The organism is Longispora sp. NPDC051575, from assembly GCF_040681875.1.
In the GTDB taxonomy this organism is placed as follows: Bacteria; Actinomycetota; Actinomycetes; order Mycobacteriales; family Micromonosporaceae; genus Longispora.
Genome location: NZ_JBFAZP010000005.1, coordinates 387,257 through 400,310, shown reverse-complemented (window position 1 = coordinate 400,310; position 13,054 = coordinate 387,257). Strand labels below are relative to the sequence as shown.

Sequence of the window (13,054 nt, the reverse complement as noted above, 5' to 3'; positions counted from 1 at the left end):
CCGCCGCTTCTCCGACGGCGCACCACAGGAAAGCCCCCGCCCTGGCCTCTCGGACGGCCCGCCCGACCGCTCCCCGGCAGCACCCCCGATCCGGCGCCACGTCCAACTCCCGCCTACACCACGACGCGCCGAGTTGTCTGGTGTTTACGCAATCCCGACCTAAGATGGCGCGATGCGCCTTCCCCGTCCCCGACGACGCCTGCTCTCCGCTCTGCTCGTGCTCCCCGTTCTCGCGCTCGTGGCCGGTTGCGGCCCCAAGACGACGCAGTGGTCCGCCCCGTCGTCGCCGTCCGCGAGTCCCGGCCGGGGGCAGGCCGCCAGCCCGACCCCGACGGCCTCCCCGAACCCGTTCGACGGGAAGACGCCCCGGTTCGATCCCGCGCCGCCGCCGGAGCCGATCAACCTCGCCGGGGGGCCGACCGCGCCGCTGCTCTCCAGCATTCCGACCACCCAGAAGGTCGCCTTCCTCACCATCGACGACGGCTGGATCAAGAAGCCGGAGGCGATCGCGCTCCTGAAGGCCTCGGGCGTGCCGGTGTCGCTGTTCCTGCTCAGCCCGGCCGCCAAGGAGAATCCGGCGTTCTTCAAGGAACTGGTCGCCAACGGGGCCACGATCCAGGCGCACACGGTCAACCACCTGTCCATGCCGTCGTTGTCGTACGAGCGGCAGAAGCAGGAGATCTGCGGCAGTGCGGACGAACTCGGGAAACTCTTCGGTACCCGGCCGACGCTGTTCCGGCCGCCATTCGGTGACTACAACCAGAACACGTTGCGGGCCGCGCACGACTGCGGCATGAAGGCCGTCCTGTACTGGAAGCAGACGGTCGACAAGGGGAAGGTCCGCTATCAGGGTGAGTGGGGGAAGATGCAACCCGGCGACATCGTACTGATGCATTTCCGCGAGGCGTACGTGGACGACTTCACCGCCGCTTTGAACGCGATGAAGGCCAACGGACTGACGCCGGCACTCCTGGAGAACTACATTCCGTAAAGCTTGCGGTTGACGCGGTAGCGCCCCGGAAGATTTCTTCCGGGGCGCTACCGTTGTTCTGTCTCAGCCGCGAGTTATTCCGAAGTCGGTTCGGCGGAGCCGAGTTCGACGGGAACGGCGTCGGGAACCTGCGCGGGCTTTTCGATGCCCTTGAAGGTCAGCTTCGACTGGTCGAGGTTCTCCGGGTCGCCCTCGCAGTCGATGACGACGATCTGGCCCGGCTTCAGCTCGTTGTAGAGCACCCGCTCCGACAGGTTGTCCTCGATCTCCCGCTGAATGGTGCGACGCAGCGGACGCGCGCCGAGAACCGGGTCGTAGCCCTTCTTCGACAGGTACTTCTTCGCGTTGTCGGTGAGCTCCAGCCCCATGTCCTTGTTCTTGAGCTGGTTCTCGATCCGCATCGTCATGATGTCGACGATCTCGAGGATGTTCGGCTGCGACAACTGGTGGAAGACGATGGTGTCGTCGATCCGGTTGAGGAACTCGGGCCGGAAGTGCTGCTTGAGCTCGTCGTTGACCTTCGTCTTCATCCGCTCGTAGCTCGCGTCGGTGTCCTCGGACTGCTGGAAGCCCAGGGACACGGCCTTCGCCACGTCCTTGGTGCCCAGGTTCGTGGTCAGGATGATCACCGTGTTCTTGAAGTCCACGATGCGGCCCTGGCCGTCCGTGAGGCGACCGTCCTCCAGGATCTGCAGGAGCGTGTTGAACACGTCCGGGTGGGCCTTCTCGATCTCGTCGAACAGCACGACCGAGAACGGCTTGCGCCGCACCTTCTCCGTGAGCTGGCCGCCCTCGTCGTAGCCGACGTACCCGGGAGGGGCACCGACCAGCCGGGAGACCGTGTAGCGGTCGTGGAACTCGGACATGTCGAGCTGGATCAGCGCGTCCTCGGAGCCGAACAGGAACTCGGCCAGCGCCTTGGACAGCTCGGACTTACCGACACCGGACGGGCCGGCGAAGATGAACGAACCAGCCGGGCGCTTCGGGTCCTTGAGGCCGGCCCGGGTGCGCCGGATGGCCTTCGACACGGCCTTGACCGCGTCGATCTGGCCGACGATCCGCTTGTGCAGCTCGTCCTCCATGCGGAGCAGCCGGGAGGTCTCCTCCTCGGTGAGCTTGTAGACCGGGATGCCCGTCCAGTTGGCCAGGACCTCGGCGATCTGCTCGTCGTCGACCTCGCTGACGATGTCGAGGTCGCCGGCCTTCCACTCCTTCTCCCGCTGCGCCTTCTGGCCGAGCAGGGTCTTCTCCTTGTCGCGCAGCTGGGCCGCGCGCTCGAAGTCCTGCGCGTCGATCGCCGACTCCTTGTCCTTGCGGACCTGGGCGATCTTGTCGTCGAAGTCACGGAGGTCCGGCGGGGCGGTCATCCGGCGGATCCGCATCCGGGCGCCGGCCTCGTCGATCAGGTCGATCGCCTTGTCCGGCAGGAAGCGGTCGGAGATGTACCGGTCCGCCAGGGTCGCCGCCGCCACGAGGGCCGCGTCGGTGATGGAGATGCGGTGGTGGGCCTCGTACCGGTCGCGGAGGCCCTTGAGGATCTCGATGGTGTGCGCCAGCGACGGCTCGGCGACCTGGATGGGCTGGAACCGGCGCTCGAGCGCGGCGTCCTTCTCCAGGTGCTTGCGGTACTCGTCGAGGGTGGTCGCGCCGATCGTCTGGAGCTCACCCCGGGCCAGCATCGGCTTGAGGATGGAGGCGGCGTCGATCGCGCCCTCGGCGGCACCCGCACCGACCAGGGTGTGGATCTCGTCGATGAACAGGATGATGTCGCCGCGGGTGCGGATCTCCTTGAGGACCTTCTTCAGGCGCTCCTCGAAGTCACCCCGGTACCGCGAGCCGGCGACCAGGGCGCCCAGGTCGAGGGTGTAGAGCTGCTTGTCCTTGAGCGTCTCGGGGACCTCGCCCTTGACGATCTTCTGCGCCAGGCCCTCGACGGCGGCGGTCTTGCCGACGCCGGGCTCGCCGATCAGGACCGGGTTGTTCTTGGTCCGCCGGGACAGGACCTGCATGACCCGCTCGATTTCCTTCTCCCGGCCGATGACCGGGTCGAGCTTGCCCTCGCGGGCGGCCTGGGTCAGGTTCCGGCCGAACTGGTCGAGGACCAGGGAGGTGGACGGGGCGGCCTCGGTCGTGGTGCCGGCGGCGGCCGGCTCCTTGCCCTGGTAGCCGGAGAGCAGCTGGATGACCTGCTGGCGGACCCGGTTGAGGTCGGCACCCAGCTTGACCAGGACCTGGGCGGCGACGCCCTCGCCCTCACGGATCAGACCGAGCAGGATGTGCTCGGTGCCGATGTAGTTGTGCCCGAGCTGCAAAGCCTCGCGCAGTGACAGCTCGAGGACCTTCTTGGCCCTCGGGGTGAACGGGATGTGCCCGCTCGGCGCCTGCTGCCCCTGCCCGATGATCTCCTCAACCTGCTGGCGAACGCCCTCAAGCGAGATCCCGAGGCTCTCCAGCGCCTTGGCTGCAACGCCCTCACCCTCGTGGATGAGACCGAGCAGGATGTGCTCGGTGCCAATGTAGTTGTGGTTGAGCATCCGGGCTTCTTCTTGAGCCAGGACGACAACCCGCCGCGCGCGGTCAGTGAACCTCTCGAACATTCCCGTGCTCCTCACGTGCGCGGTGGCACCGTGTGGGTCCCCGAACACCTCTTGGTATCCGTGCCCTTACTCTATCGCCCGCCCCTGACTGTTCAGGGGTAGCGCTGGCCGGGTCGGGGCACTCACCCCGGCACGACCGTCACGTTTGCCCTAACCAACGGGCCTCTGGACCTGTTCCCGCAGCTTGAACGCTACGCCAAGAGCGAAATACGGCCCGGAGACGCAGCCGGCCCGACCCCGGGTACCAGGGGTCGGGCCAGGCGGTAACGCGAAGATCAGCGGCCGGCCTGCGCGTTGTACAGGTCGACGATGTCCTGGGAGATACGCCCACGACTGGAGACCTTGTGGCCGTTACGCACGGCCCAGTCACGAATGGCCTTGTTCTGCTCACGGTCATTCGCACCACTGGTCCGGGCACCAGTGGTGACCTGCCGGGTGGCAGGACGGCCGGCGCCGGCGCGCTGCCGACGACCAGCGGTGATGTACTTCGCCAAGGACTCGCGAAGCACCTTTGCGTTTTCACTGGACAAGTCGATGATGTAGCTGGCCCCATCAAGGCCGAAGCTCACCGTCTCGTCGGCTGGACCCGAGTCGAGGTCATCGACGAGGACCACGTGCACCTTCTGTGCCACGGTTTTCCCCTTCTTTCCCAACAAATTAAAAGAAAGATAGCCCACGGTACGGGAAAAGAAAAGCCGTCGGCACTATTCCTTTACTCTGGCTTAACCATGGGGAAGAGGATGGTCTCCCGGATGCCGAGACCGGTCAGAGCCATCAGCAGTCTGTCAATACCCATCCCCATACCACCCATGGGCGGCATTCCATACTCCATGGCCCGGAGAAAGTCCTCGTCGAGTTGCATGGCCTCGTCGTCTCCCTTGGCTCCGAGGAGCGCCTGGGCGACCAGTCTTTCGCGCTGGACTACGGGGTCCACGAGCTCCGAATACGCTGTACCCAATTCGAACCCTTGTACGTACAAATCCCACTTCTCCGTGAGGCCCGGCTCGGTACGGTGCGCACGGGTGAGGGGGCTCGTCTCCTCCGGGTAATCACGCACGAAAGTCGGCGCGACGAGCCCCGGGACGACCAACTCCTCGAAGAGCTCCTCGGCCAGCTTTCCGGGGCCCCACTTGGGATCCACGGCCAGGTCGTGGGCTTCGGCGAACTTCACCAACTCCGGATAGGGAGTGCGGATCGTGACCTCGGTGCCCAGCGCCTCGGATAGCGAGCCGAAAAGCGTGATTTCCCGCCAATCCCCGCCGAGATCGTGTTCGGTACCGTCATGATGTGTCACGACGTGACTACCGAATACGGAGTACGCGGCGTTCTGGACGAATTCCCTGGTCAGCTCTGCCATGGTGTTGTAATCGCCGTATGCCTCGTAGGCTTCCAGCATCGCAAACTCAGGTGAATGAGTGGAGTCCGAACCTTCATTACGGAAGTTTCTGTTGATCTCGAAGACCCGGTCGATTCCGCCGACCACACACCGCTTCAGGTACAGCTCAGGGGCGATCCGTAGATAAAGGTCAATGTCCAGCGCGTTCGAGTGGGTCTTGAACGGCCGCGCCGTCGCCCCGCCGTGCATCTGCTGGAGCATCGGCGTCTCGACCTCGACGAAGTCGCGCCCCTGGAGGAACTCCCGGAGCGACCGGACCACGCCGGAGCGGACCCGGACGACCTCGCGGGCCTGCGGGCGGACGATCAGGTCGACATAGCGCTGTCGGATCCGCGTCTCTTCACCCATCGGCTTGTGCGCGACCGGCAGCGGGCGGAGCGACTTCGCGGTGATCACGAACCGCTCGACCATGATCGACAACTCGCCGCGCCGGCTCGTCGCGACGTCGCCCTCGACACCGACCAGGTCGCCGAGGTCCACCATGCGCTTCCACTGCTCGAGCGCGTCCGCACCGACCTTGTCCAGGGACAACATCGCCTGCAGCTCGGTGCCGTCGCCGTCGCGGAGCGTGGCGAAGCACAACTTGCCGGTGTTCCGCACGAAGATCACCCGGCCCGTGACCGAGGCACGCTCGCCGGCCGCCGTGTCGGGCGGCAGGTCGGGATAGAGCGCCTTCAACTTGGCCAGGGTCGTGGTCCGTGGGAAACTCACCGGATACGGCTCGATACCGTCAGCGAGCAGCTTGGCTCGCTTCTCGTGACGAATCCGCAACTGCTCCGGCAGGTCATCGTTGTCTGGCTGTTGGACGGGCTTGGTCACGGCAACACCTTTCTTGTATGCAACAAAGGGTATAGGTTCGCCTCCGATGGACGCCTTCGACTTGTCACGCCAGGCCAGATCCTTCGGGCCGGTGGCAGATCTCTATGACCGGATCCGCCCCTCCTACCCGACCGAGGCCGCGGCCTGGCTCCTCGGCCCGACACCGTTGAAGGTCGTGGACCTCGGCGCGGGTACCGGCATCTTCAGCCGTGTGCTGGCCAACGCTGGTCACGAGGTCATCGCCGTCGAACCGGACGCCGCGATGCGCTCCCGGATCGGGGCCGGGATCACCGCCCTCGACGGCAGCGCCGAACGCATCCCCTTACCCGACGCCTCTGTGGACGCGGTGGTGGCGGCGCAGGCGTACCACTGGTTCCGGCCCGACGAGGCGCATCCCGAGATCGCCCGGGTCCTCCGAAGTGGAGGGATCTTCGGTCCGATCTGGAACATCCGCGACGAGTCCGTGGACTGGGTCGCGACCATCTCGAAGATCGCCGAATCCGAGGCGCAGCGGGTGTTCCACGCGCCGCAGCCGGGCTTCGGCCAGCACTTCCACGAGGCCGAGCGGGCCACGTTCCGGCATTCCGTGCACCACACCACCGACACCCTGGTCACCCTGACCCGCAGCCGGTCGTACTACCTGACCGCGACCCCCGAGCGGCAGGCCGAGGTGGAGGCCGAGCTCCGCGACCTGACGACCGGGCTCGAGGAACCGTTCGAGCTGCCGTACATCACCGTGGCGTTGCGTACCCGCAGGCTGCCGCGCTAGCGGTTCGTGCGTTCCCAGACCATCCGGAGTCCGATCAGGGTCAACGAGGGCTCGTGGTGGGTGACCGTCTCGCACTCCTCGATCACCACGGGCGCCAGTCCGCCGGTGGCGATCACGGCGGTGACGGAGCCGCCCAGTTCGGCGACCATCCGGCTGATCATGCCGTCGACCTGCGCGGCGAATCCGTACACCAGGCCGGACTGTAGGCACTCGACCGTGTTCTTGCCGATCACCGACCGGGGGCGGACCGGCTCCACCTTGCGGAGCTGGGCGGCCCGCGCGGCGAGGGCGTCGATCGAGATCTCGATGCCGGGGGCGAAGGCGCCGCCCATGAACTCGCCCTTCGGGCCGACCACGTCGAAGTTCGTCGCCGTGCCGAAGTCGACCACGATCGAGGGGCCGCCGTACAGCTGGTACGCGGCCAGCGTGTTGACCACCCGGTCGGAGCCGACCTCCTTCGGGTTGTCGATGGACAACGGCACGCCGGTGCGCACCCCGGGCTCGACGACGACGGCGGGTACCCCGCCGAAGTGCCGGTCGAGCATCCAGCGGAGTTCGCGCAGGGCCTGGGGCACCGAGGAGCAGGCGACCACGCCGGTGACCTGGACCGAGTCGGTGGCGAGCAGGCCCCGGTAGACCAGGGCCAGCTCGTCGGCGGTGGACCGCGAGTCCGTCTTGATCCGCCAGGAGTGCACCAGCCGGTCACCGTCGAACGTGGCGAGGACCGTGTTGGTGTTCCCCACATCGATGGCGAGCAGCATGGTGTTTACCTCCGCAGATCGAGTGCGATGTCCATGATGGGCGAGGAGTGGGTGAGCGCCCCGACCGACAGGTAGTCCACGCCGGTCTCGGCGTACGGGCGCACTCTATCGAGCGTGAGGTTGCCGGTGGCCTCCAACTCGGCCCGACCGCCCACCGCGTCGACCACCTCGCGGATCCGCTCCGGGGTCATGTTGTCCAGCAGCAGGAACGTCGCGCCCGCGTCGACGGCCTCCACGGCCTCGGCGAGCGTGGTGACCTCCACCTGTACCGACACGTCGGGGAACTGTTCGCGCACCCGTCGGTACGCCTCGGTGACCGAGCCGGCGGCCAGCTTGTGGTTGTCCTTGATCATGGCCACGTCGTACAGGCCCATCCGCTTGTTCGAGCCGCCGCCGACCCGGACCGCGTACTTCTCCAGGGCGCGCAGGCCCGGGGTGGTCTTGCGGGTGTCGAGCACGACGCACTTCGTACCGATCAGGGCGTCCGCCCAGGCCCGGGTGTGGGTGGCCACCCCGGACATCCGGCAGAGCAGGTTCAGCGCGGTCCGCTCGGCGGTCAGCAGGGCGCGGGTCGGGCCGGTGAGGGTGGCGAGCACCGTGCCCGCCGGTACCCGGTCACCCTCGGCGACGTGCAGCTCGACCTCGACGGGGCCGACCGCCTGGAACACCGCGACGGCCACCTCCAGCCCGGCGACGACGCCGTCGGCCCGGGCGACCAGCTCGGCCACGTCGGTCTGGTCGGCGGGGATCGTGGCCGCGGAGGTCACGTCGAGCCCCGCGGGCCCGAGGTCCTCCGCCAGCGCGGTCGCGATCACGCGGTCGATGTCAGCCCTCACAACAACGCCTCCCGTTGATTTCGCACGGCACCACCAGCGGCACCGGTCACAGCGCTTCCCAGGTCGAGGAGTTCAACCCCAACAGCACATGTCCGAGGTACTCGGGCCGCGCGTCCGGGAAGTCCTCGCGCCAGTGGCACCCCCGGGTCTCCTTGCGCTCCGTGGCGGCCCGCAGCAGACCGGACGCGACGGTGAGCAGGTTCGTCGCCTCCCAGGTCACGTTACGCGGCCGGCCGGCCCGCCCGGACAGTTCCTGGACGGTCGCGCTGGCGCTGGCCAGCGACTCCTCGCTGCGCAGCACGCCCGCGTGCCGGGTCATCGCGCGCTGGAGCTCGCCCTTGACGCTCTCGTCGACGACCTTCTCCTCCGCGCCCCCGAACACCGGGTCGGACTGCGGGGGCAGGTCGGCGGCGATGTCGGCCGCGATCCGCTTGGCGAACACCAGGCCCTCCAGCAGGGAGTTGGAGGCCAGCCGGTTCGCGCCGTGCACGCCGGTGCAGGCGACCTCGCCGCAGGCGTACAGGCCCGGGATGCTGGTGCGGCCGTGCAGGTCGGTGCGCACGCCGCCCGAGGCGTAGTGCGCGGCCGGGGCGACCGGGATCAGGTCCGTGGTGGGCTCGATGCCGGCCTCGCGGCAGTACGCGGTGATGGTCGGGAACCGCTCCGGCAGGCGGTCGACGTGCTTCGCGTCCAGCCAGACGTGGTCGGCGCCCTCGGCGTGCATCACCCGGGTGATGGCCTTGGCGACGATGTCGCGCGGGGCCAGCTCGTTGAGTTCGTGCTGGCCGACCATGAAGCGGGCGCCCGCGCCGTCGCGCAGGTACGCGCCCGCGCCGCGCAGGGCCTCGCTGACCAGGGGCTGCTGGGCGCGCGAGCCGGGAAGGTAGAGGGAAGTGGGGTGGAACTGCACGAACTCCAGGTCCGTGACGGTCGCGCCGGCCCGCAGCGCGACGGCCACCCCGTCGCCCGTGGACACCTCGGGGTTGGTGGTGACGCTGAAGATCTGGCCGAGGCCGCCGGTCGCGAGGACGACGGCCCGGGCCAGGATCGCGCCGACCCCGTCCTCGGTGCCCTCGCCGAGGACGTGCAGCGTGATGCCGCACGCCCGGCCCTGGGCGTCCTTCAGCAGGTCCAGGACGAGGGCGTGCTCGACGAGCCGGATCCACGGGTCGCGGCGGACCGCCCGGTGCAGCGCCCGCTGGACCTCGGCCCCGGTCGCGTCGCCCCCGGCGTGCACGATCCGGTCGGCGTGGTGGCCGCCCTCCCGGGTCAGCATCAGCGACCCGTCCGGGTGCCGGTCGAACTGGGCGCCGAACCGGATCAGCTCCTTGACCCGGGCCGGGCCCTCCTCGGTGAGGACCCGCACGGCCGCCGGGTCGCACAGCCCGACCCCGGCGACCTGGGTGTCGAGCGCGTGGGCCTCCGGGGTGTCCAGCGGGTCGAGCACGGCGGCGATCCCGCCCTGCGCCCAGCGGGTCGAACCGTCGTCGATGTTGACCTTCGTGACCACGGTGACGTGGTGGCCCGCCTCGCGGAGCTGCAGGGCCACGGTCAGTCCGGCGATGCCCGTCCCGACGACCAGGACGTCGGTCGTCTCCACCCAGCCGGGCTCGGGGGCCTGCAGTCTGTGCATGCACACAGTGAACGCCACCAGTCGGGCGAAGGACGGACCGGGGGTCTAACCGGCCAGCGGGGGCCGCCCGTCGCCGAGGCCCTTGACACTGGCCGTGAACCTGTGGTGATCAAGAGTGGTCACATAGCACTGGAAGGTACGGTCGCCGGCCAGGTCCGCGTGCGACGCGCCCCAGTAGGAGAGCTCGATCAACTGGGAGTCGCCGTATCGGCGCTCGTCCCAGCCCAGGTAGTCCCTGACCACCTTCTCGCAGCCGGCGGTGACCGCGGTGGCGAGGGCGTCCTCGTCGGCCGGGGCGGCGTCGGCCGGCATGGCGTAGAGGCCCGCGAACTCGGCGTTGTGCGCGGTGCCGCAGTCCGCCAGGTAGACGAAGTCGTCGGTGGTCGAGTTCGCGCAGCCGATCGTCATCGGGGCGGACCCGGCGAGGGAGCCGCGCAGGGAGGCGCTCCGGGTGACCAGCTTCTTGCCCGCCGAGCTCCCGACCTCCGCCAGGTCGCAGGTGAACCAGCGCCGGCCGCTGCCCTCCTCCAGGTAGTAGGTCATCTCGATCCGCCCGGCCTGCCGCTTCCCGCCCAGGTACTCCTCGGCGCGGGAGGTGCAGATCTCCATGGTCTCCTTCGTGCCCACCTCCTCGGTCCAGGTGGAGGCGTACACCCCGACGTAGACCGTCTCGATCTCGTGTGGGCCGGAGCACTTCACCCGGCCGGCCGCGTAGGTGTCGGGGAAGCCGTTCGTGCCGGTCGCGGGCCCGGTGCCGGCGCGCCGGCAGTCCCCCGCCACCGGGGTGATCCTGCTGCTCGCACCGATGCCGCCACCGCCGAGCAACCCGCTGTTGAGCAGTCCCCCCAGGGCGGCGAAACCGCCACATAATAGGAGAACACCGGAGACGACGAGGAGGACAACGGTTCTGGGCTTCACGGCGCGAGAGCCTACGGTGCCGCGCGCCGCCTCCGCAGCCCACTTCCGCGCCCGGAGCACGACCCGGCCGGCCCCGGCGCGCGACACCGCCGGCCCCGGGTGCGATACGCCACAAGCCCTCCCCAGCCGCCGGAACCAGGACGCATACTTGCGTCGACCGGTACCCCAACCAGGACTGGATCGCGACATGAACGTAGAACGCCCTGGCCGCCTCCGGGTCGGCATAGTCGGGGCTGGCCGGGTCGGCGCCGTCCTCGGGGCGGCACTGGAACGCGCCGGTCACCGCGTGGTCGCCGCCTCCGCGGTGTCCTCGGCGTCCCGGGCCCGCGTCGAGCGGCTGTTGCCCTCCGCACAGATCCTGACCCCCGGCGAGGTCGTCACCGGCGTCGATCTGACGCTCCTGGCGGTACCCGACGATGTTCTTCCCAAGCTCGTCGAGGCGCTGGAGTTCCCCGCCGGCCAGATCGTCGCGCACACCGCCGGCACCCACGGCCTGGACGTGCTCGCCCCGGCCGCCCGCCGGCGCGCGCTCCCCCTCGCGCTGCACCCGGTGATGACGTTCACGAACCGGCCCGAGGACCTCGACCGGCTCGACGGCATCTCCTGGGGGATCACCGCCCCGGAGGAGCTGCGGTTCGTGGCCGAGGCGCTGGTGCTGGAGCTGGGCGGCGAGCCGGAGTTCGTCACCGAGGCCGATCGGCCGCTGTACCACGCGGCGCTCGTGCACGGCTCCAACCACCTGGTCACGCTGGTCAACGAGGCGATGGACCTGCTGCGCGGCTCCGGGGTGACCCACCCCGAGCGGATGCTCGGCCCGCTGCTGTCCGCCGCGCTCGACAACACCCTGCGGCTCGGCGACGCGGCGCTGACCGGGCCGGTGGTCCGGGGCGACGCGGGCACGGTGGCCACCCACCTGACGGCCCTGGCGGCGCACGCGCCGGACTCGGTCGCCGCGTATGTGGCCCTGGCCCGCCGGACCGCCGACCGGGCCATCGCGGGCGGGCGGCTCAAGGCCGTCGACGCGGAAGAACTTCTGGGGGTACTGGCGGTGCGGTCGTGACCCTCGTCGTCGCCGACCGGGCGGGGCTCGCCGCCGCCCGGGCCACGTTCACCGGCCGGGTCGGCGTGGTGATGACCATGGGCGCGCTGCACCCGGGGCACGCCTCGCTGCTGCGCGCCGCCCGGTCCGCGAACGACCACGTGCTCGCGACCATCTTCGTGAACCCGTTGCAGTTCGGGCCGGCGGAGGACCTCGACCGGTATCCGCGCACCCTGGACGCGGACCTCGACCTGTGCCGGGCCGAGGGCGTGGACGCGGTCTTCACCCCCACCGTGGACGTCATCTACCCGGTGACCCCGTCGGTGCGGATCGACCCGGGTCCGACCGGCGACATCCTCGACGGCGCGAGCCGCCCCGGCCACTTCTCCGGGATGCTCACGGTCGTGCACAAGCTGCTCCGGCTCACCGCCGCCGACCGCGCGTACTTCGGCGAGAAGGACTACCAGCAGCTGGCCCTCATCCGGCAGATGGTCCGCGACCTGGACATGGGTGTGGAGATCGTCGGCGTGCCCACGGTGCGCGAACCCGACGGCCTGGCCCTGTCCAGCCGGAACCGGTTCCTGTCCCCGGCCGAGCGGGACCGGGCCCTGTCGCTGTCCCGCGCGCTGCGTGCGTGCCCCTCCGGTACCGCCGAGGAGATCCTCGCGGCCGCCGGCAACGAACTCAAGGATGTCGACCTCGACTACCTTGCGCTGACCGACCCGCTCCTGGGTCCGGTCGGCACCGGGCCGGCGCGCCTGCTGGTCGCCGCCCGGGTCGGTACCACCCGCCTGATCGACAACGCGCCCGTGGAGGTGCAGTGATGCTGCGTACGATGCTCAAGTCGAAGATCCACCGCGCCACGGTGACGCAGGCCGACCTGCACTATGTCGGCTCCGTCACCATCGACGAGGATCTGCTGGACGCCGCCGACCTGATCCCCGGCGAGCAGGTCGCGATCGTGGACGTCACGAACGGGGCCCGGCTGGAGACGTACGTGATCCCCGGCGAGCGCGGGTCCGGCGTGATCGGGATCAACGGGGCGGCGGCGCACCTCGTACACCCGGATGATCTTGTGATCATCATCTCTTATGGACAGATGGACGAGTCCGAGGCCAAGTCCTATCTTCCGCGCGTCGTGCACGTCAACGAGCGCAACCAGGTCATCGAGCTGGGCACCGATCCGACCGTCGCGAACCCGGGCGTACGCCTGGTGTGAGGCCGGGCCAGCCGGCCCGTTCTGTGTGACCGTTCGGCCGAATGGCCGCCGCCGGGAACTTCCGTAGGCTGCCCCG

General features: G+C 69.2%; 12 protein-coding genes. 5 read left to right on the top strand and 7 right to left on the bottom strand.

The annotated features are described in order from the left end of the window. Positions 1–172: 172 nt before the first annotated feature. Positions 173–991, top strand: coding sequence for a polysaccharide deacetylase family protein (locus AB0M43_RS16220; RefSeq protein ID WP_363725253.1), 819 nt, complete (start codon positions 173–175; stop codon positions 989–991). A gap of 74 nt (positions 992–1,065) precedes the next feature. On the opposite strand, the gene AB0M43_RS16215 is transcribed toward AB0M43_RS16220, so the two are convergent. The 3 genes from AB0M43_RS16215 to lysS all read right to left on the bottom strand — a co-directional run bounded on the left by AB0M43_RS16215 (position 1,066) and on the right by lysS (position 5,803). Beyond that, entirely contained in the window at positions 1,066–3,588 is a 2,523-nt protein-coding gene (locus AB0M43_RS16215; RefSeq protein ID WP_363725251.1) for an ATP-dependent Clp protease ATP-binding subunit, read from the bottom strand. A 275-nt stretch (positions 3,589–3,863) separates the two neighbouring features. Further along, positions 3,864–4,220, bottom strand: coding sequence for an Lsr2 family protein (locus AB0M43_RS16210; RefSeq protein WP_197005886.1), 357 nt, complete (start codon positions 4,218–4,220; stop codon positions 3,864–3,866). A gap of 80 nt (positions 4,221–4,300) precedes the next feature. Further along, positions 4,301–5,803, bottom strand: a complete 1,503-nt coding sequence (gene lysS, locus AB0M43_RS16205) for a lysine--tRNA ligase (RefSeq protein WP_363725249.1) — start codon at positions 5,801–5,803, stop codon at positions 4,301–4,303. 91 nt (positions 5,804–5,894) lie between these two features. On the opposite strand from lysS, the gene AB0M43_RS16200 reads away from it, so the two are divergent. Continuing rightward, positions 5,895–6,572, top strand: coding sequence for a class I SAM-dependent methyltransferase (locus tag AB0M43_RS16200; RefSeq protein ID WP_363725247.1), 678 nt, complete (start codon positions 5,895–5,897; stop codon positions 6,570–6,572). Here AB0M43_RS16200 and AB0M43_RS16195 read toward each other — a convergent pair. From AB0M43_RS16195 to AB0M43_RS16180, 4 genes are read right to left on the bottom strand one after another with little or no spacing between them, the layout of a single operon-like run. Next, the gene (locus AB0M43_RS16195; RefSeq protein WP_363725245.1) at positions 6,569–7,333 is read right to left on the bottom strand and encodes a type III pantothenate kinase; all 765 of its coding nucleotides are present in this window, start codon (positions 7,331–7,333) and stop codon (positions 6,569–6,571) included. The genes AB0M43_RS16200 and AB0M43_RS16195 overlap by 4 nt on opposite strands. 5 nt (positions 7,334–7,338) lie before the next feature. Beyond that, positions 7,339–8,169, bottom strand: a complete 831-nt coding sequence (gene nadC / locus AB0M43_RS16190) for a carboxylating nicotinate-nucleotide diphosphorylase (RefSeq protein ID WP_363725243.1) — start codon at positions 8,167–8,169, stop codon at positions 7,339–7,341. 46 nt (positions 8,170–8,215) lie between these two features. Then, entirely contained in the window at positions 8,216–9,802 is a 1,587-nt protein-coding gene (locus AB0M43_RS16185) for an L-aspartate oxidase (RefSeq protein ID WP_363725242.1), read from the bottom strand. A gap of 45 nt (positions 9,803–9,847) precedes the next feature. Further along, on the bottom strand, positions 9,848–10,720 hold the full coding sequence (locus AB0M43_RS16180; protein WP_363725240.1) for a septum formation family protein: 873 nt from the start codon (positions 10,718–10,720) through the stop codon (positions 9,848–9,850). Between the two features lie 187 nt (positions 10,721–10,907). Here AB0M43_RS16180 and AB0M43_RS16175 point away from each other — a divergent pair, with 187 nt between their 5' ends. Genes AB0M43_RS16175 through panD form a run of 3 tightly spaced genes read left to right on the top strand, consistent with a single transcriptional unit; the run spans position 10,908 to position 12,978 of the window. Then, on the top strand, positions 10,908–11,780 hold the full coding sequence (locus tag AB0M43_RS16175; RefSeq protein WP_363725238.1) for a DUF2520 domain-containing protein: 873 nt from the start codon (positions 10,908–10,910) through the stop codon (positions 11,778–11,780). Beyond that, positions 11,777–12,583: a pantoate--beta-alanine ligase gene (gene panC, locus AB0M43_RS16170; RefSeq protein ID WP_363725236.1), complete on the top strand. Its 807-nt coding sequence runs from the start codon at positions 11,777–11,779 to the stop codon at positions 12,581–12,583. The genes AB0M43_RS16175 and panC overlap by 4 nt, the downstream gene beginning before the upstream one ends. Next, positions 12,583–12,978, top strand: a complete 396-nt coding sequence (gene panD, locus AB0M43_RS16165; RefSeq protein WP_363725235.1) for an aspartate 1-decarboxylase — start codon at positions 12,583–12,585, stop codon at positions 12,976–12,978. Before panC ends, panD begins: the two co-directional genes overlap by 1 nt. Positions 12,979–13,054: the final 76 nt, after the last annotated feature.

Excerpts from the sequence above, each read along its gene's own strand:
- panD (WP_363725235.1), top strand. The coding sequence starts at position 12,583 with ATGCTGCGTACGATGCTCAAGTCGAAGATCCACCGCGCCACGGTGACG.
- AB0M43_RS16185 (WP_363725242.1), bottom strand. The coding sequence starts at position 9,802 with ATGCACAGACTGCAGGCCCCCGAGCCCGGCTGGGTGGAGACGACCGAC.
- AB0M43_RS16195 (WP_363725245.1), bottom strand. The coding sequence starts at position 7,333 with ATGCTGCTCGCCATCGATGTGGGGAACACCAACACGGTCCTCGCCACG.
- AB0M43_RS16175 (WP_363725238.1), top strand. The coding sequence starts at position 10,908 with ATGAACGTAGAACGCCCTGGCCGCCTCCGGGTCGGCATAGTCGGGGCT.
- AB0M43_RS16220 (WP_363725253.1), top strand. The coding sequence starts at position 173 with ATGCGCCTTCCCCGTCCCCGACGACGCCTGCTCTCCGCTCTGCTCGTG.
- AB0M43_RS16215 (WP_363725251.1), bottom strand. The coding sequence starts at position 3,588 with ATGTTCGAGAGGTTCACTGACCGCGCGCGGCGGGTTGTCGTCCTGGCT.